Below are 18,148 nucleotides of genomic sequence, written 5' to 3'. Positions count from 1 at the left end.
TCGGAACCTCAGCGCCGTTCGAAATGTTGGTAGTCGATCGGGTCGTGCCAGTGCCCGCCCCATCGCCAGCCGTGGCGGGCGAAGGCCCGCACCACCACATCACCGTCGCGGACCATCCCCTGGTCGGTGCGGGTCCGGTCCAGATACGCGCGCGCGGTGGCCGGCTGCAAGTCACCGGAAGCCGAGATGTACGGATTGACCAGCGGGTTGATGTCGACCGCACGCCCGTAGGCGTGCAATGACCACGATCCGCTGGGCAACGGCCGGCAGTTGAACGCCGAGGTGTTGTTGTCCCGCATCGACAGCTCATCGGCCGCGCCGGGATAGTGGTCGACAGTCCGCATCTTCTCGACCGGGAATCGCGCCGAGTACAGGTCCGCGAAGATCTCGATGACCTCGCCGACCACGTCACTGTGTACCACCAACTCACCGCGGTGCGAACGCCCGTCGAAACCGATGTACGACAGGGTGATTCGGCGGAGCTGGGCGGGAGGCACCGGGCATCCCGGCCGCCAGCCGGCCCCCAGCGCCGCCGCATCCACGGGCTCAACCCGCGCGGGTTGCTCGGGCTCTGCGCTCGGTTGCGGATTCTGCGGTGAGGCGGAGATGGTTTCCGGTGCCCGCCCCGATTCCGGTGCACCACCGGCACACGCGGCCGTGCACCCGGTGAACAGGCCCACCACCAGGGCACATGCGCGGACGGTTGCGATGCCCACCCCGCGACTGTAGATCGCGGAACCGGCAGGCCCACCATCGGCCCTTGCGAAGAATTGGCGCCCTACGTGGAGTTTGCCGCGTCATAGACTTGAGACCTCGATCCAGCCGGGGGTGAGCCGTGGGGGCACTCGACGCCTTCTACACAACGTGGTCGCAGGCACGCACCACGTTCGGTGAGGGTGCCCCGACGACGGGTGAGGCGTCCGACGGCAGCGCACGGCTCCGGGAGATGCAATCCACGATCGAGTCGGCAGCGCCCGACGACCGCTGGCAGGGCACGGCCTCGCAGGCCTACGCGGCAAAGAACGCCGAACATGCCGCCGTCTACGGCAAGCTCGCGGATCTCGACCAGCGCATGGCTGCCGAGGTCACAAATTCCGCCTCGGTGGTCTCGGCAGGCCGGCGTAACCTCGACGACCTGCAGAGGTGGGTCGCAGCAGCCGACGCCTCGATCCCCGGTGGGCAGTCCGGAGACAGAATGCGAATGATCCTGGCCCGGAAGGGTCTCAGCCAAGTCAGCGACACCGTGCAACGGTCCACCGAAGAGATGGGCGTCATCGGACGCCGAATCGACGACATCCGAGAGCAGTACGACGCGATCGCGGGCGAAAGCAAGAAGGCGGCGGGATGGAAGGAAAATCCGCCTCCGGTCACGCCAGACGACAACCGCACTCACGACGAGAAAGTTGCGGAGTGGTTCGTGAAGCTGAACGAGTGGAATCAGAAGGTCGCGAAACTCCGAGCGACGAGGCCGCCGGACAGCGCACCTGAAGGTGTGAAGATTGCCTGGAACGAGGAGCGGAGAGCACTGGCCAAAGAACAGGCCGACTTGGCGCACGAGGGTGTCGAGCTCGGTATCGAAGGAGCGGGAGTTGCTCCGCCTGTTGCGCAGGGGGCGGGGCCGAGTAACCAACCGCGCCTTTCCGGCGCGACAGGGGTCCCGACGACGCCCACGGCCGGCTATGCCGACATGCCCAGGATGAGGCGGCTGTGATCCGTACCTGTGCAGCAGCTTGCTGCTGCCTCACGTTCCTGGTAGCGGCCTGCGGACCTGATGCACCGATGCCGTCGGCCACGGTGCAGAGCACGAATGCGACTGCAGCCGCGGTACTTCCCGTCGAAGAAGTGCGAACGATCGCCGGGGTCAACGGTTTCCGCGACGTGCCGGAGTTGGATACCACCGCACCTGCTGCGATCCCGGACACGCCGGAACCATGTCGCGCCGTCTTCGATCCGCCCACGGTTTTCGGAAGTGATTGGAAACAGTTCCGCGCTGTCGGTTATGCCGCTGATCTGGATGCGCCCGTGCTACCCATCATGGCCGATGTCCGCCAGGCGATTGCCGTCTACCCGGACGAGGCGACCGCGCAGGCAACATTCGACCGGGTCGCGGCAGCGATACCGGGCTGCATCAAGACGGGTACCGGATACTACCGCCGCACGGCGGAGAGCCCAGACCCAAACACCTTGCTGCTCAACAGTGACCATGCCGACGGGGCTCACAGCGCGTATCGGCTCGCCGGCACTGCGCTGATCAGCACAGGCGTGCTCGGTCTCCCCGACAGCGCGCGGGTTGTGCTGGCGATACTCGACGGCATCGAACAAGCGGAGCACCCGTGAGGGCACCCCGGATGACGTTCGTCAGGATGCGAACCGCACTCATCGTGTTGGTTCTTTGTCTGTCCGTGACCAGCTGCGACCTGGCCAAGCGGGCGATGAGGCCGTCGATGGATATCGACTACAACGATCAACGACTGAATGACGGCCTGGAAAGCCTTCTACACGAAAAGAAGTCAGGCCGACTCAGCGATTTCACCAGCTGGGATTGGGACGAGGTGCATCTGTTCCACGAATACGCCAGTCGCGAGTCCATCGAAGAGACCGTGGGTTCACCCGTCATCAAGAGCAGCTCCTACGACTCGCAAGCCAGCCTGCTGATCTTCGAGAAGAACGGGAAACCGATCAAAGCCGCTGGAATCAGCGGCGATTACCTGCGGAGCGAAGATCACCGCGCCACCTTCCCGGTCGACGTGATTGTGCAGCCTTGGGGCGACGGGTACCTGATGCTGACGATTCCTACTGACTAGAGACCCCGACGCCGGTCGGCGACGAATCACACCACGGTCAGCGGCAGTGACTTCCGTGGCTCGAACACGAAGGACGCACCGCCGCTGAACTTCGTCACCGCTACCTCGTCGAATTCCTTTGCTGCGGTCTCGGTTTCGAACACCCGGGCGGTCCATTCCGTGTCGGAACCGATGACCTCGACGGACAGATGCGGGTTGACGGCGGCGACCACGGCCCGCAACGGCCGGGTCTCGGCGGGCCCGGTCAGCGCCACCCAGGAACCGTCCTCATGCGCAGGCGATCGGCGCACCGACACCGTGTCGGGACCGAACTCGGCGTCGACGTATGCCGAGGGATTGAACATCGGATGCAATTCGAGGACCCGCATCGCCCCTTCGATTCCGCCCGGAAGGTCGAGCGCGCGGTGGATACGTTCGGCACCCAACCCGGCCACACCGATCAGCTGCTTGGTGCAGATCTCGGTGGCCAGTTCGGTGTTCGCACCAGCCCGGGCACCCACCGCCAGAATGAACGACAGGTTCAGCAGGTGCATCTGTAGGCACACCTCATCGGCGATGCGAACCAGCGCCGAGTGCGAGAACGCCGCGAAGTCGAAGTCCGACAGCAGCGGCCCCGAGTAGTCGGACGCGCCCTCATCGGATGGGTCGATCGGATCCAAAACCGTTTGGGCCGCCCGGGTCCGGCCGATCACCTCGAGCGCCGGGATGTCGTCGACCTCCGGATAGGACTCGTCGATGATGACGGTCCAGGCGCAGTGCGGCTGCCGGTCGGCCGGGGTCCGGGGCGGCCGGTGGATCGGACGCACCTGGCATTTGCGGTTGGTGGCCAGCGCGGTGGCATCGAAGGTCGGATCTTCGATGTCGTGGCACATGCCGCGCACGTAGTCCTCACCCATCGGCTCGACGTCGAGCAGTGCCCCGCAGTGATCGAGGTGGAACTCGCCGTGCCAGCGGTCATGGACCGTGTAGCGGAAATCCATGAACTGCGGCGGGGCGCCGATGTCGAGCTGCAGCCCCTTGAAGATGGTGATGATGTCGACGCCCTCGTACTTGAGCGCCTTCTGCATCCGTCTGGTGTAGATCGGGCTGGACGCGGCCCATTCCTCGATGGCGATCTGCAGCATTTCGGGCCTGCCGAAATTGCTGATGCACCAGGCCATCCCGGAGCGGTCGATCATCTGACCCATGAGCAGCAGCTCGGGCACCAGCGTGACCAGCTGGTCGCGGGTCAGCGAGGCATACCTACTTGTCATCGAGCTCGCTCCCGGTGTTCATCTTGACCGCGGCGTTGACGTTGGCGCGCCGGTCCTCCTCGAGCCCCTTCTCAGCGGCCTTGCGGCGCTTGGCCACCACCTTGGACACCGTGCCGTTGAGACCGGAGCCGAGCGGGAAGCCGAGGTACTGGGTCAGGAAGATCGCGACGTCCTTGAGCTCTTCCTCGGTGAACTCGCCGTTGAGCAACGCGGCATTGACCTGGATCTCGGCGAGGTCCTGCGAACCGACGGCGGTCACCGCGGACAACGTCATCAGCCGCTTCTCACGCATCGACAGGCCAGGCTTGGTCCAGATGGTGCCGAAAAGGTGGTCGACGGTCAGATCGAAGTACGGATCGCCTTCGATGTTCGGCATCTCCCAGCCGTAGACCTCGTTCATCTTGGCCAGACCCTTGGCGCGCAACTCGTCCATCGTCACTCCTGATCGTTCTTGTGCGGTACGCCGAGGCCGTCGGCCAGCCTCTGCAAGGCCACTTGGGCCAACGGAAGATCCACTCCCACCACCTCACCCAGCCCCAGAGCCAGGCTGAGGTCCTTCTCCCCCAGTCCCCGGGTGTGGGTGAAGGCGTCGTAGAGCCAATGATCCGGGGTCAGCTCGGTCATGTTCTCGCGCACGATGATGGCGCCCGGACCGCTGGTCAGCGCATCGGTGTGACGCACCACGCGGCCCAGCGCACCGAGGTCCAGCCCGGCCGCCTCGGCCAGCTTCATGGCCTCGCACGCCGCGGCGTACGAGGTGAAGGTCAGCATGTTGCGGGCCAGCTTCATCCGGGTGCCGGCACCGGGCTCGCCGGCGTGGATCACCATCGTGCCGAACTGCTTGAGCGCTGGCTTGATCCGCTCGTAGACGGGCCGCTCGGCACCGACCATGATGGCCAGCTCACCCTTCTCGGCGGCCGCGCCACCGCCGCTCACCGGGGCGTCGACGATGTGGATACCTTGCGGCTTGTACTGCTCGGCGAGCTCGGCCGCGGTGGTGTCGCTGATCGTCGAGTGGATCACGATCACGGTGTCCGGCTTGACCTTTGGCGCCAGGTCCGCGATCACTGAACGCACCTGCTCGTCGTTGAGCACCGTGATGCTGATGATGTCGGCCTGGGCGACATCCGCGACGTCGTCCGCCAGTGTCGCGCCGAGTTCCTCGAACGGCGCCATGGATTCGGCCCGCACGTCGTACACGACGAACCCGCCCGGCCATTCAGCCAGGCGTTTGGCCATCGGGGCACCCATGTTGCCCAGGCCGATGTATCCGTACTTCACGGGGCTGGCCGGCTCCTCGCGCGAGCGCTCGTCGGTGCTCATGACCGGATGATCTGTCCGCCGTCGACGTTGAAGATCTGGCCGGTGATCCACTTGGCCTGATCGCTCAGCAGGAACAGGCACATGCCGACGAGGTCTTCGGGCTGACCCATGCGGGACAACGGGATTCCCTTGACGATGTCGTCCACCATCTCCTTGGGCGTGGTGGTGCGGTTGGCCTCGGTGTCGATCGGGCCTGGTGCGATGGCGTTGATCCGGATGTTCTGGCCGCCCAGCTCACGTGACAACTGCTGGGTCAGGCCGTTGATGCCGACCTTGGCCAGGCCGTAGTAGTTGGCGTACAGCCACGCCGCGGTCGAGGACTGGTTGACGATCGCGCCGCCGCCACGCTTAGCCATCTTGCGGTACACCGCGCGGGTGCAGACCAGCGCGCCGTCGAGGTTCACGCTCATGAACTTCTTGTAGTAGTCCCAGTCGACGGTGAGCAGGAAGTCGAGCTTCATGCCGCCGAAGATCGCGGCGTTGTTGACCAGGTAGTCGATGCCGCCGAACTCCGAAAGCGTCTGCGCCGCCATGTCCTTGGCCGAATCGATGTCGGAGACGTCGACCCGGACTGCCAGCGCGTTGCCACCCTCGCCCTTGATGCCGTCGGCGACCTTCTGTGCACCTTCGGTGTTGATGTCGGCCACCACGACCGCGGCACCTTCGCGGGCCAGCGCCTCGGCGTAGGCCTGGCCGATACCGCCACCGGCCCCGGTGACGATGGCCACCTTGTTATCGAACTGTCCCATCGAAAATCTCCTCAGTCCTCTAGTTCGCGAGCGTCGCGACGCACTTGATTTCGGTGTATTCCTCGAAGCCGGCCAGGCCCATCTCGCGGCCGACTCCGGACTGCTTGTAGCCGCCGAACGGGGCATCGGCCGAGTACCAGATGCCGCCGTTGACGTTGACGGTGCCGACGCGCATCCGGGCGGCCACGGCCTGAGCGCGGGCGTCGTCGCCGGAGAACACGGTGCCCGACAGGCCGTACGGCGAGTCGTTGGCGATCCGCACGGCGTCGTCGTCCCCGTCGTGGGCGATCACGGTCAGCACCGGCCCGAAGATCTCCTCGCGCGACACCCGGGCGTTGTTGTCCAGGCCGGCGATCACGGTCGGTTCGATGAAGAACCCGGTGTCCAGGTCCGCGGGACGCCCACCGCCGCAGGCGAACCGGCCGCCTTCCTGCAGAGCGAGATCGAGGTAGGACTGCACCCGGTCGCGCTGGCGGGCCGAGATCAGCGGGCCGCACACCGTCCGCTTGCTGTTGGGGTCACCGGGCTTGATGCCGCCCAGGGTGGCGGCAGCGGCCTCGACGGCCTCGTCGTAACGGGCCCTCGGCACCACCAGGCGGGTGGTGATCGCGCAGCCCTGCCCGGCGTGCATGGCCACCGTGAAGGCCGCCATCGAGCAGGCCCCGGCCAGGTCGGCGTCGTCGAGCACCAGGAACGCCGACTTGCCGCCCAGCTCGAGGAACACCTTCTTGAGCGTGAGCGCCGCGTCGGTCATCACCGCGCGTCCGGTATTCGTCGACCCGGTGAACGAAACCATGTCCACCCGAGGATCTTTGGACAGCAGCGCGCCCACTGAGTGATCGTTCGAGGTGACGATGTTGATCACGCCGGCCGGGAAATCGGTCTGCTCGGCGATGATCTGGCCGACGGCGGCGGCCGCCCACGGGGTGTCCGGGGCCGGCTTGAGGATCAGGGTGTTACCCGCGGCCAGGGCCGGGCCGACCTTGGCCAGGTTGATCTGGTGTGGGAAGTTCCACGGGGTGATGGCGCCGACGACACCGACCGCCTCCCGGGCGATCTTGCGGTTGGTCGGGATGCCCTGCGGGGTGGCGTGGCCGAGATCGGTTGTCCACTCGTAGTTCTCGGCGGTGTCGGCCGAGAAGGCGAGATCGTCGATCGGGCCTTCCAGTTGCGCCCCGGCGGTGAGCATGCGCGGGGCACCCACCTCGGCGATCGTCAATTCCCGCAATTCCTCGACATTTTCGCGCAACGCGTCACGCAACTGACGCAGGCAGCGCACCCGGAGCGCGGTGTTCGTCGACCAGTCGGTGTCGTCGAAGGCACGGCGGGCCGCTTCGATGGCATTGCCCATGTCCTCGGCATTGGCATCGGCGGCGACGCCGAGCACCTCCTCGGTGGCCGGGTTGACGGTCTCGAACACTCCGCCGCCCCCGGCGACGAGTTTCCCGTCGATAAGCAGTTGACTCTGGCGATCGGCCAGTACCGGCATCGGTGAACTCCACTTCAGAAGATTCTGGACAACTGTCCGGCTGTCTCGTTTCGAACGATAGCCGCAGACGATGTCGAGCCGCAAGGGCCGGCCCCTCCAGGGCCCATACGGCGCCAGAATATGCAGTTCATTGCCGCCTTTCGGGATCCGCACTTGCCCAACCTCGATATCGTCGGATAACTTGGACATGTGTCCAGCGATGCGGTGTCTGCAGTCACAGAACCAACTCCGGAGCCAGACAAGGAGGCCCCGCGCAACCGCCGGCAGGAGGAGACCTTCCGCAAGGTCCTGACCGCCGGAACCGAGATGTTGCGTGAATCGTCGTATGCCGATCTGACGGTGCGTGCGGTCGCCGCACGCGCCGGGGTCGCACCGGCCACGGCCTACACCTACTTCTCGTCGAAGAACCATCTGATCGCCGAGATGTACCTGGATCTGGTCAGCCGGTGCCCATACTTCACCGACGTCAACGACTCCATGACCACCCGTGTCGACAAGGCGTTGCGGGCGCTGACGCTGGTCGTCGCCGACGAGCCCGAGGTGGCGGCCGCCTGCACCACAGCCCTGCTGGGAGGCGGCAGCGATCCGGCGGTGCGCAAGGTGCGTGACCGCATCGGTGCCGAGATCCACAAGCGCATCCGTTCGGCCGTCGGGCCCGATGCCGATTCCCGGATCGTCTCCGCACTGGAGATGACGTTCTTCGGCGCGCTGGTCAACGCCGGCAGCGGCGCCTTCACCTATCACCAGATCGCCGACCGATTGACCTACGTCGTCGGCCTCGTCCTCGGGGAGGACAAATGAGCCTGAGCCTGGGAGAGGACAAATGACCTTGAATGCCGTCGAGCTGATCTTCGATCCGTACGACTACGACTTCCACGAGGATCCGTACCCGTACTACAAGCGGTTGCGTGACGAGGCCCCGATCTACCACAACGAAGAACTCAAGTTCTGGGCGCTCTCCCGGCACAGCGACGTGCTGCAGGGTTTTCGTAACAGCGTCACGCTGTCCAACCGGCACGGCGTGTCCCTCGACCCGATCTCACGCAACGACGAAGCGCACCGCGTCATGTCGTTCCTGGCGCTCGACGATCCCGGCCACCTCCGGCTCCGCACGCTGGTGTCCAAGGGCTTCACCCCGCGGCGCATCCGCGAACTGGAGGGCCGGGTCACCGAGATCGCCCACCAGCATCTCGACACCGCCCTGCAGAGCAGCACATTCGATTTCGTAGACGATTTCGCGGGCAAGCTGCCGATGGACGTCATCTCCGAGCTGATGGGTGTGCCTGAAGAGGACCGGGTTCGGATCCGGGCTCTCGCCGACGGTGTCATGCACCGTGAGGACGGCGTCGCCGATGTCCCCGAATCCGCGATCGCCGCGTCCGGGGAGCTGCTGGTCTACTACGCCGACATGGTCAAGCAGCGCCGCAAGAACCGCAGCGACGATCTGACGTCGGCGCTGGTGGAAGCGGAGATCGACGGCGACCGGCTCACCGACGACGAGATCATGGCATTCCTGTTCCTCATGGTGGTCGCCGGAAACGAGACGACCACCAAACTTCTTGCCAATGCCGCATATTGGGGCTACAAGAACCCCGACCAGCTGGCTCCGGTGTTCGACAACCACGACCTGGTCGTGCCGTGGGTCGAAGAAACCCTGCGCTATGACGCCTCCAGCCAGATCCTGGCCCGGCTGGTCACCGAGGACCTGACGTTCTACGACACCACGGTTCCCGCAGGGGATGTACTGGTACTGCTGATCGGCTCGGCCAATCGCGACGAACGCGTCTTCGAGAATCCCGACGACTACCGGATCGATCGCGAGATCGGTCCCAAGCTGGTGAGTTTCGGCAGCGGCGCCCACTTCTGCCTCGGCGCGCACCTGGCGCGCATGGAGGCCCGGGTGGCGCTGACCGAGTTGTTCAAGCGAATCCGCGGATACGAGGTGGACGAGGCCAACGCCGTCCGCGTCCACTCCAGTTCCGTCCGCGGATTCGCACATCTTCCAATCACGGTGGAGGCACGCTAAATGGCCCGTTTCGAACCCCATCCCGATCGCCGACCGGCCATCGTGGCCGGCGCGTCGTCCGGTATCGGCGCCGCCACGGCGACCGAACTGGCCGCGCACGGGTTCCCGGTCGCCCTCGGCGCACGCCGCGTCGAGAAATGCCAGGAGCTCGTCGACCAGATCACCGCTGCCGGCGGCGAGGCGATCGCATTGCCGCTCGATGTCACCGACGCCGAGTCGGTCAAGTCGTTCGTGCACAGTGCCACCGAGGCACTCGGCGACATCGAGCTGCTGGTGGCCGGCGCCGGCGACACCTTCTTCGGCCAGCTCCACGAGATCAGCACCGACGAGTTCGAGAACCAGGTCCAGATTCACCTCATCGGCGCCAATCGCCTTGCCACCGCGGTGCTTCCGGGCATGGTCGAGCGCCGCCGCGGCGACATCATCTTCGTCGGCTCCGATGTGTCCCTGCGTCCGCGCCCGTACATGGGCGGCTACGGCGCCGCGAAAGCCGGACTGCTGGGCATGGCCAAGACCCTGCAGATGGAACTGGAGGGCACCGGTGTGCGCGCCTCCGTCGTCCACCCCGGGCCCACCAAGACCGCCATGGGCTGGAGCGCGCCGATGGACAAGGTCGGCGAGATGCTGGAGGACTGGGCCAAGTGGGGCCAGGCCAGGCACGACTACTTCCTGCGCGCAGCCGATCTCGCGCGGGCCATCACCTTCGTCGCGGAAACTCCCCGCGGCGGCTTCATCGCCGAACTGGAGATTCAGCCCGAGGCGCCACTGTCCGACGTCAAGGATCGCCAGAAGCTGAGAGTGGAAGGCTGAGAGAAACATGACGAGCTCTGAACTCAAAGAAGTTCAACGGGTTTCAGGTGGCGAGGAAGAGCACGGTCACCTTGAAGAGTTCCGCACCGACCCGATCGGCCTGATGCAGCGCATTCGTGACGAATGTGGTGACGTGGGCTGGTTCCAGCTGGCCGGCAAGCAGGTGGTGCTGCTGAGCGGTGCGGAGGCCAACGAGTTCTTCTTCCGCTCCAGCGACAGCGAACTGAACCAGGCCGAGGCCTACCCGTTCATGACCCCGATCTTCGGCGAGGGCGTGGTGTTCGACGCGGACCCGGAGCGCCGCGCCGAGATGCTGCACAACACCGCGCTGCGCGGTGAGCAGATGAAGGGTCACGCCGCCACCATCGAGCACGAGGTGCGGCGGATGATCGAGAACTGGGGCGACGCGGGCGAGATTGATCTACTGGAGTTCTTCTCCGAACTGACCATCTACACGTCGACGGCCTGCCTGATCGGGCCGAAGTTCCGCAATCAGCTCGATTCCCGGTTCGCCAACTACTACCACCTGCTGGAGCGCGGCACCGATCCGCTCTGCTACGTGGATCCGTATCTGGACATCGAGAGTTTCCGGGTGCGCGACGAGGCCAGGGCCAACCTGGTGGAGCTGGTCCAAGAGGTGATGAACGGGCGAATTGCCAATCCGCCCACGGACAAGAGCGATCGTGACCTGCTCGACGTTCTGGTGTCGATCAAGGACGAGGAGGGCAATCCGCGCTTCTCTGCCAACGAGGTCACCGGCATGTTCATCTCGCTGATGTTCGCCGGCCACCACACCAGCTCGGGCACGTCGTCCTGGACTCTGATCGAGCTGCTGCGCCATCCGGATTTCTACGCCAAGGTTCAGAACGAGCTCGACGAGCTGTACGCCGACGGCCAGGAGGTGAGTTTCCACGCGCTGCGCCAGATTCCCAACATCGACAATGCGCTCAAGGAAACCCTGCGCCTGCACCCGCCGCTGATCATCCTGATGCGGGTGGCACAGGACGAGTTCGAAGTGGCGGGCTTCCCGATCCACAAGGGTCAGATGGTGGCCGCGTCCCCGGCGATCTCCAACCGGATCCCCGAGGACTTCCCCAACCCGGACGCCTTCGACCCGGACCGGTACGAGAAGCCGCGCCAGGAAGATCTGATCAACCGGTGGACCTGGATCCCGTTCGGGGCCGGCAAGCACCGCTGCGTGGGAGCCGCATTCGCCCAGATGCAGATCAAGGCGATCTTCTCGGTCCTGTTGCGCGAGTACGAGTTCGAGATGTCACAGCCGGCCGAGAGCTACCAGAACGACCACTCGAAGATGGTGGTGCAGCTGGCCCGTCCGGCAAAGGTCCGCTACCGCAAGCGAGTCAAGGATTAGTCCCATGGGCTGCTATCGCGTTGAGCTCGACGAGGATCTGTGCCAAGGCCACGCCATGTGTGAGTTGGAGGCTCCGGACGTGTTCCGGGTGCCCAAGCGCGGCGTCGTCGAGATCCTCGACTCCGAACCCCCCGACGAACTCCGCGATGCCGTGGAGATGGCCGTCGAGATGTGTCCTACCCGCGCTCTATCCATCACAGAGAAGGAATGACAATGGCGTCAAGAAACGAGCTCGAAGCCTGGTCCGACCGCTGGCTGAAGGCCAACCAGGAAGCCGAGAAGGCCGGTGACTGGAAGCCGCTGGCCGATTTCTACACCGAGGATGCCACCTACGGCTGGAACATCGGGCCCAAGGAAGACGTGATGTGCGTCGGCCGCGACGAAATCCGCGACGTGGCACTGGGTCTGGAGATGGAAGGCCTGGAGAACTGGGTCTACGAGTACCAGCGGGTGCTGATCGACGAGAAGCAGAACGAGATCGTCGGTTTCTGGAAGCAGATCGCCAACAAGAGCGACGGCAGTCGCGATGAGATCTACGGCATCGGCGGCAGCTGGTTCCGGCTCAACGATCAGTTGCTCATCGAGTGGCAGCGGGACTTCTTCGATTTCGGCCACGTGCAGAAGGCGTTCCTGAAGCTCATCGAGTCCGGCGACCTCACCCCCACCATGCAGAAGCGCATCGAGCGCAGCCTGGCCGGCGAGAAACTGCCCGGCTACTACCCGCTCGGCGAAGCTCCGGTGAAGATCTGGTAGTCCCTTGCCAAGCAGTTGCTTGGGGGTGGGTGTGACCCACGCAACTAATAGCTCTAGTCTGTGGTCAACGGCTCTAGTGGAAGGCACACGCGATGAAGACCAAAGGCGCTCTCATCTGGGAGTTCAATCAACCTTGGACGATCGAGGAGATCGAGATCGGTGACCCCGTCAAGGACGAGGTCAAGATCCAGATGGAAGCCTCCGGCATGTGCCATTCGGACCACCACCTGGTGACCGGCGACATCCCGATGGCAGGGTTCCCGGTGCTCGGCGGCCACGAAGGCGCAGGCATCGTCACCGAGGTCGGCCCCGGCGTCGACCACATCCAGCCCGGCGACCACGTCGTGCTGTCATTCATCCCGTCCTGCGGTGAATGTCCGGCTTGCCAGGAGGGCCTGCGTAACCTGTGCGATCTCGGCGCGGGCCTGCTGGCCGGCACCGCCGTGTCCGACGGCACCCATCGCATCCACGCGGTCAAGAACGGCCAGCCCGTCATCCCGATGACCCTGCTGGGCACCTTCAGCCCGTACATGGTGGTGCACAAGAGCTCGGTCGTGAAGATCGATCCGTCCATCCCGTTCGAGGTGGCCTGCCTCGTGGGCTGCGGTGTCACCACCGGCTACGGCTCGGCCGTGCGCAGCGGGGACGTCCGCCCCGGCGACGACGTCGTCATCGTCGGTGTCGGCGGTGTCGGCACCGGTGCACTGCAGGGTGCGCTGGCCGCCGGTGCGCGCAATGTCTTCGCGGTGGATCCCGTTGAGTTCAAGCGGGACAACGCGCTCAAGTTCGGTGCCACCCACGCCTACCCGGACATCTTCTCCGCGATGGCCGGCGTCGCCGAGGTCACCCAGGGCCGGATGGCGCACAAGACGATCGTCACCGTCGGCGAGCTCAAGGGCGAGGACATCGACCACTACATGAACATCACCGCCAAGGGCGGCACCGTGGTGGCCACCGCCGTCGCGAACATGGCCAGCAACGACGTGAAGCTCAACCTGTCGATGCTGACCCTGCTGCAGAAGCGCCTGCAGGGCACCATCTTCGGCGGCGGCAACCCGCACCACGACATCCCGCAGTTGCTCAGCATGTACAAGGCCGGCCGGCTGAACCTCGATGACATGGTCACCCGGCAGTACAAGCTCGAGCAGATAAACGACGGCTACGCCGACATGCTCGAAGGTCGCAACATCCGCGGCGTCATCCGTTACACGGACGCCGACCGCTAAACCCCCATCTCACGCGAAACGGCATTCCAGCAGGAGAAGTCCGACAAGACGCCTGCCGGAATGCCGTTTCGGCATATCTAGGAAGGAAACTCGTGACCGAAACACAAACCGAGACACCCGTAGTCGTCGCCTCACGCTCGTCGTGGAGGTGCGTGCAATCGGGTGATCGTGAGGGCTGGCTGGCGCTCATGGCCGACGACATCCTGGTCGAGGACCCGATCGGTGAGGCCGTCACCAACCCCGACGGCACCGGCATTCGCGGTAAAGAGGCGCTTGCGGCGTTCTATGACACCAACATCGGGCCCAATGAGCTGACCGTCACCTGCGAGGAGACGTTCCCCTCCAGCTCGCCGAACGAGATCGCTTACATCCTGGTGCTGCGCACCAAGTTTCCGAACGGGTTCACCGCCACCGTGCGTGGCGTCTTCACCTACAAGGTGAACGACGAAGGACTGATCACCAACCTGCGCGGCTACTGGAACCTGGAGGCCATGCAGTTCGCGCAGGAGGACGGGAACTGACCACCGGGTCGCTGGCCGGCCGCGGCGCGATCGTGGTCGGCGGCACCCGCGGTATCGGGCTGGCGGTTGCCGAACTCCTTGCCGCCCAGGGTGCGGGTGTGGTGGTCAACGGCCGCGACACCGACGCGGCAGAGGCGGCCGCACAGCGGATTTCCGGTGTCGCCCATGCCGGTTCACCTGCCGACCCGACGGTGGCCGATGCGCTCGTCGACACCTGCGTCGCCGAGTTCGGCCGGGTCGACATCCTGATCAACTGTGCCGGGACCGCCGAACCCGTCGGTTCATCCATTCTGAACGTGACCAGTGCCCAGTTTCACGACCTGCTCGACGCGCATCTGGGCACGGTGTTCGAAACCTGTCGCGCGGCGGCACCGAAGATGGTGGCCCAAGGCGGCGGCGCCATTGTCAACACGAGTTCCTTCGCGTTCCTCGGCGATTACGGCGGCAGCGGCTACCCGGCCGGTAAAGGTGCGGTCAACGGGCTGACCCTGGCCATTGCCGCCGAGCTCAAGGAACACGGGGTGCGGGCCAACGTGGTGTGCCCCGGTGCCCGCACCCGGTTGTCCACCGGGTCGGACTACGAGCAGCACATCGCCGATCTCAACCGCCGCGGCCTGCTCGACGACGTCAGCATGCAGGGCGCGCTGGACGCCGCTCCGCCGGAATACGTCGCCCCCACATACGCCTACCTGGCCGGCGACGAGGCCAGAGACGTGACCGGCCGCATCTTCATCGCCGCGGGCGGGTTCATCGGCGAATTCGCCCGACCCTCAACCGGTTTCATCGGCTATCGCGACCATCACAGCACCCCGCCGTGGACGGTCGAGGAACTGCATGCGACCATCTCCGGGACGTAACGGGTCAACCGGGTCAGGACGCTTCGCGCTCGCGCTTGGCGGCCTCGCGGGCCAGCAGGCGGTCGCGCTGTTCCTCGAACTTGACCACCTTCGTCTGCAGGTCCTCCAGGAACGCCCCCAGCTGATCCCGCCGGGCCTCACCGACGGGACTGAAATCGGTGCGCTCGAAGATCCGCCACTTGCGCAGGTTCGGCATCACAACCTCTTCGAGGTGCTGACGCAGGTCGTAGATCCCGTGCTTGGCCATCAGCACACCGTTGCGGCGGAAGTCCGGCATCCCCTGCCCCGGCATCCGGAAGTTCTCGACGACCGCGCCGACGGCGTCCAAGGCCTGGTCGGGCGAGAGTTCGAGGGCGGCCTCGCACATGTTCCGGTAGAAGATCATGTGCAGGTTCTCGTCCGCGGCGATGCGCTGCAGTAGGCGGTCGGCGATCGGATCGTCACAGACCTTGCCCGTGTTGCGGTGGCTGACCCGGGTGGCCAACTCCTGGAAGGTCACGTAGGCGACCGACATCAGGAATTCTGAGTTGTGCATGGCCCGCTCTTCGTCGGTGGACGTGAAGCCGTTGGTCACATGCTCCATGCGGGCTTGTTCCAGCGCGACGAGGTCGACGCCGCGGGTGACCACCAGGTAGTCCCGAATGGCGATGCCGTGCCGGTTCTCCTCGGCGGTCCAGCGATTCACCCATGCGCCCCAGGGCCCGTCCTGGGAGAAGCTTCCGGCGGCCTCACGGTGATACGACGGCAGGTTGTCCTCGGTGAGCAGGTTGGTGATCATCGCCGCGCGGGCCACGTCACTCAGTTGCGACTGCTCGGGATCCCAGTCCCGGCCCCCGGCGGCGGCGAAGCTGCTACCCGACTCCCACGGGATGTAATCGTGCGGGTACCAGTCCTTGGTGGTGGCCAGATGCCGGTTGAGGTTCTGCTCCGCTATCTGCTCGAGCTCGGCCTGCAAAACCGCATCGGTCAGCTCCTGCTGCATGAATCCCCTTAAAGCCGATGTACGACGACATCGGACTAGCTAAAATCCCCCGCCCCGTTCAGCAAACGATAGAGCACGATCGGCGATAACGACGACTCCGCGCGCCGCGTCAAACGCCCGGCAGGCCCAGATCGGGCTCTCACTATGCTTGGCGACATGGCGTCCGTCTTCACGAAGATCATCAACGGAGAACTGCCCGGGCGATTCGTCTACGAAGACGATGACATCGTCGCGTTCCTGACCATCGCACCGATGACTCAGGGCCACACGCTGGTGGTTCCCCGAGCCGAGATCGACAACTGGCAGGACGTCGAGCCCGCGGTGTTCGGCCGGGTGATGGAGGTGTCACAGCTGATCGGCAAGGCTGTGTGCCAGGCCTTCGGTGCACAACGTGCCGGCGTGATCATCGCCGGCCTCGAGGTGCCGCACCTGCATGTGCACGTGTTCCCGGCCTACAACCTGGCCGACTTCGGCTTCGCCCACGTCGACCACAATCCGTCGGCCGAATCCCTCGACGCCGCGCAGGCAAAGATCAAAGCCGCGCTGGCAGATCTGCAATCCTCGGCAAGCTGACGGTGAACCGGCAGCCCTGACCTGGCCCCGTGGTGACCTTGACGGTGCCTCCGTGCGCCAGCACCAGGGAATGCACGATCGAAAGGCCAAGGCCGGTGCCGCCGCTCGCGCGCGTTCGTGAGGTGTCCGCGCGGTAGAACCGTTCGAATACCCGGCGCGCGTCGTCCTGGCTCATGCCCGGACCTTCGTCGCACACCTCGATGATGGCGTGGTCGTCGTCGGTGCCGACGCGCACTGTGATCCCCGCGGTTTCGGGGGTGTGCTGCACCGCGTTGGCGACCAGGTTGCTCAGCACCTGACGTAACCGGGCCTCGTCGCCGAGAACCTCGGGAGTTCCGGGACCGTCGAACACCTCCATACGCACCCGCCGCTTCGGGGCGATCGACTGGGTGTCGTGCACGGCGTCGGTGGCCAGGGTGAGCAGGTCGACGCGATGCTGATCCAACGGTCGCTGGGCATCCAGCCGGGCCAGCAGCAGCAGATCCTCGACCAGCAGGCCCATCCGCCGCGACTCGCTCTCGATGCGTCCCATCAACATCTCGACGTCGCGGGCGGCTCCCTGTCGGTACAGCTCGGCGAATCCGCGGATGGTGGTGAGCGGGGTCCGCAGCTCGTGGCTGGCGTCGGTGATGAATCGGCGCATCCGTTCCTCGGACGTGCGCGCCTGCTCGGCAGAGGCGTCCGAAGACGCCACCGCCCGCTGGATCTGGGCGAGCATGCCGTTGAGCGCCGACGACAGCCGGCCCACCTCGGTACGCGGATCCCGTTCGGGCACACGGCGATCCAACTGTCCCGCGGCGATGGCCGCCGCGGTTTGTTCCACTTCGACCAGCGGACGCAAGCTCCGGTGCACGACGGCGTAGCCGACGATGCCGAGGACCAACAGCACCACAGTGCCGATGCCCACCTGCGACCAGATCAACGCACGCACCGACGACTGGACGTCGGACAGGTCGATCGCGACCGTGGTGCGTTCACCGTTCGGGCCCTGCACCGTCATCGCCCGCCACTGCACATCGGATTCGCCGACGGATTCGACGGTCACCGGGACGGGCCCGACGTCGTTGTCGTCGGGCAGTGACGGTTCCGCCTCCCGGTCGTTGATCGCGATCCAGGTTCTGCCGTCCTGGTCGACGCCGCGAACGTAGAAGTTCGACGGCGGGCGGGCCGGGTTCGGGCCTTCCAGGGGCGTCGAGGGCAGTTGACGCGGCTCCTGGGCCCAGCTTCCCGCGGCGTCGAGCAGCGTCTGGTCGATGCGGCTGACCTCGGTGTGCCGCATGATCGAGGTCACCGCGACGCCGGAGGCGAGCAGCCCGCCCGCCACCAGGACGAGGGCCACGGCCACCAGGCTGATGCGCAACGGCACACCGCGCCGTTCTACCCGGTCTAACACTCCAAAAGTATGCCGCT

General features: G+C 65.5%; 21 protein-coding genes. 13 read left to right on the top strand and 8 right to left on the bottom strand.

Features of this window, described 5'->3' with window-relative positions:
* Positions 1-8 precede the first annotated feature (8 nt).
* Positions 9-716 carry a M15 family metallopeptidase gene (locus G6N57_RS10430; RefSeq protein WP_077740355.1) on the bottom strand — a complete coding sequence of 236 codons (708 nt, stop codon included), beginning with the start codon at positions 714-716 and terminating at the stop codon, positions 9-11.
* A 119-nt stretch (positions 717-835) separates the two neighbouring features.
* On the opposite strand from G6N57_RS10430, the gene G6N57_RS10425 reads away from it, so the two are divergent.
* From G6N57_RS10425 to G6N57_RS10415, 3 genes are all read left to right on the top strand, one after another.
* Positions 836-1,711, top strand: a complete 876-nt coding sequence (locus G6N57_RS10425) for an EspA/EspE family type VII secretion system effector (protein ID WP_077740354.1) — start codon at positions 836-838, stop codon at positions 1,709-1,711.
* Positions 1,712-1,779: 68 nt separating this feature from the next.
* Complete coding sequence (locus tag G6N57_RS10420; protein WP_077740353.1) at positions 1,780-2,337, top strand: sensor domain-containing protein; 558 nt, start codon at positions 1,780-1,782, stop codon at positions 2,335-2,337.
* Positions 2,338-2,348: 11 nt separating this feature from the next.
* Complete coding sequence (locus tag G6N57_RS10415; RefSeq protein ID WP_234815599.1) at positions 2,349-2,804, top strand: hypothetical protein; 456 nt, start codon at positions 2,349-2,351, stop codon at positions 2,802-2,804.
* 26 nt (positions 2,805-2,830) lie between these two features.
* Here G6N57_RS10415 and G6N57_RS10410 read toward each other — a convergent pair whose 3' ends face one another.
* The 5 genes from G6N57_RS10410 to G6N57_RS10390 are packed head-to-tail and all read right to left on the bottom strand — an operon-like array spanning position 2,831 to position 7,618.
* A complete protein-coding gene (locus tag G6N57_RS10410) occupies positions 2,831-4,057 on the bottom strand; it encodes a hypothetical protein (protein WP_077740352.1) in 1,227 nt (408 codons plus the stop codon).
* Positions 4,047-4,490 carry a carboxymuconolactone decarboxylase family protein gene (locus G6N57_RS10405; RefSeq protein WP_077740351.1) on the bottom strand — a complete coding sequence of 148 codons (444 nt, stop codon included), beginning with the start codon at positions 4,488-4,490 and terminating at the stop codon, positions 4,047-4,049. Before G6N57_RS10405 ends, G6N57_RS10410 begins: the two co-directional genes overlap by 11 nt.
* A gap of 2 nt (positions 4,491-4,492) precedes the next feature.
* Positions 4,493-5,380 (bottom strand): NAD(P)-dependent oxidoreductase, encoded by an 888-nt coding sequence (locus G6N57_RS10400; protein WP_077740350.1) that lies wholly within the window; start codon positions 5,378-5,380, stop codon positions 4,493-4,495.
* The gene (locus G6N57_RS10395) at positions 5,377-6,129 is read right to left on the bottom strand and encodes an SDR family oxidoreductase (RefSeq protein WP_019344176.1); all 753 of its coding nucleotides are present in this window, start codon (positions 6,127-6,129) and stop codon (positions 5,377-5,379) included. Before G6N57_RS10395 ends, G6N57_RS10400 begins: the two co-directional genes overlap by 4 nt.
* Before the next feature lie 19 nt (positions 6,130-6,148).
* Entirely contained in the window at positions 6,149-7,618 is a 1,470-nt protein-coding gene (locus G6N57_RS10390) for an aldehyde dehydrogenase (RefSeq protein WP_077740349.1), read from the bottom strand.
* 189 nt (positions 7,619-7,807) lie between these two features.
* Here G6N57_RS10390 and G6N57_RS10385 point away from each other — a divergent pair, with 189 nt between their 5' ends.
* The 9 genes from G6N57_RS10385 to G6N57_RS10345 all read left to right on the top strand — a co-directional run bounded on the left by G6N57_RS10385 (position 7,808) and on the right by G6N57_RS10345 (position 15,183).
* Positions 7,808-8,419: a TetR family transcriptional regulator gene (locus G6N57_RS10385; protein ID WP_077740348.1), complete on the top strand. Its 612-nt coding sequence runs from the start codon at positions 7,808-7,810 to the stop codon at positions 8,417-8,419.
* 22 nt (positions 8,420-8,441) lie between these two features.
* Positions 8,442-9,644 carry a cytochrome P450 gene (locus tag G6N57_RS10380; RefSeq protein ID WP_077740347.1) on the top strand — a complete coding sequence of 401 codons (1,203 nt, stop codon included), beginning with the start codon at positions 8,442-8,444 and terminating at the stop codon, positions 9,642-9,644.
* Positions 9,645-10,454 (top strand): SDR family oxidoreductase, encoded by an 810-nt coding sequence (locus tag G6N57_RS10375; RefSeq protein WP_077740346.1) that lies wholly within the window; start codon positions 9,645-9,647, stop codon positions 10,452-10,454.
* Positions 10,455-10,461: 7 nt separating this feature from the next.
* Positions 10,462-11,826: a lanosterol 14-alpha demethylase gene (locus G6N57_RS10370; protein WP_077740345.1), complete on the top strand. Its 1,365-nt coding sequence runs from the start codon at positions 10,462-10,464 to the stop codon at positions 11,824-11,826.
* Between the two features lie 4 nt (positions 11,827-11,830).
* Positions 11,831-12,037: a ferredoxin Fdx gene (locus tag G6N57_RS10365; RefSeq protein ID WP_003879849.1), complete on the top strand. Its 207-nt coding sequence runs from the start codon at positions 11,831-11,833 to the stop codon at positions 12,035-12,037.
* Between the two features lie 2 nt (positions 12,038-12,039).
* Complete coding sequence (locus G6N57_RS10360; protein WP_064848664.1) at positions 12,040-12,579, top strand: nuclear transport factor 2 family protein; 540 nt, start codon at positions 12,040-12,042, stop codon at positions 12,577-12,579.
* A 92-nt stretch (positions 12,580-12,671) separates the two neighbouring features.
* On the top strand, positions 12,672-13,805 hold the full coding sequence (locus G6N57_RS10355) for an NDMA-dependent alcohol dehydrogenase (protein WP_003879847.1): 1,134 nt from the start codon (positions 12,672-12,674) through the stop codon (positions 13,803-13,805).
* A gap of 92 nt (positions 13,806-13,897) precedes the next feature.
* Positions 13,898-14,326, top strand: coding sequence for a nuclear transport factor 2 family protein (locus G6N57_RS10350; protein WP_077740344.1), 429 nt, complete (start codon positions 13,898-13,900; stop codon positions 14,324-14,326).
* A gap of 29 nt (positions 14,327-14,355) precedes the next feature.
* Entirely contained in the window at positions 14,356-15,183 is an 828-nt protein-coding gene (locus G6N57_RS10345; protein ID WP_077740343.1) for an SDR family NAD(P)-dependent oxidoreductase, read from the top strand.
* Positions 15,184-15,196: 13 nt separating this feature from the next.
* On the opposite strand, the gene G6N57_RS10340 is transcribed toward G6N57_RS10345, so the two are convergent.
* A complete protein-coding gene (locus G6N57_RS10340; RefSeq protein WP_077740342.1) occupies positions 15,197-16,165 on the bottom strand; it encodes an acyl-ACP desaturase in 969 nt (322 codons plus the stop codon).
* Positions 16,166-16,321: 156 nt separating this feature from the next.
* On the opposite strand from G6N57_RS10340, the gene G6N57_RS10335 reads away from it, so the two are divergent.
* On the top strand, positions 16,322-16,738 hold the full coding sequence (locus G6N57_RS10335) for an HIT family protein (RefSeq protein ID WP_075920589.1): 417 nt from the start codon (positions 16,322-16,324) through the stop codon (positions 16,736-16,738).
* On the opposite strand, the gene G6N57_RS10330 is transcribed toward G6N57_RS10335, so the two are convergent.
* The gene (locus G6N57_RS10330; RefSeq protein ID WP_077740341.1) at positions 16,698-18,131 is read right to left on the bottom strand and encodes a sensor histidine kinase; all 1,434 of its coding nucleotides are present in this window, start codon (positions 18,129-18,131) and stop codon (positions 16,698-16,700) included. The genes G6N57_RS10335 and G6N57_RS10330 overlap by 41 nt on opposite strands.
* Between the last annotated feature and the right edge of the window lie 17 nt (positions 18,132-18,148).

It is taken from the genome of Mycolicibacterium boenickei (assembly GCF_010731295.1).
GTDB classification, from domain to species: domain Bacteria; phylum Actinomycetota; class Actinomycetes; order Mycobacteriales; family Mycobacteriaceae; genus Mycobacterium; species Mycobacterium boenickei.
This window is presented reverse-complemented; position numbering and strand designations above follow the sequence as displayed.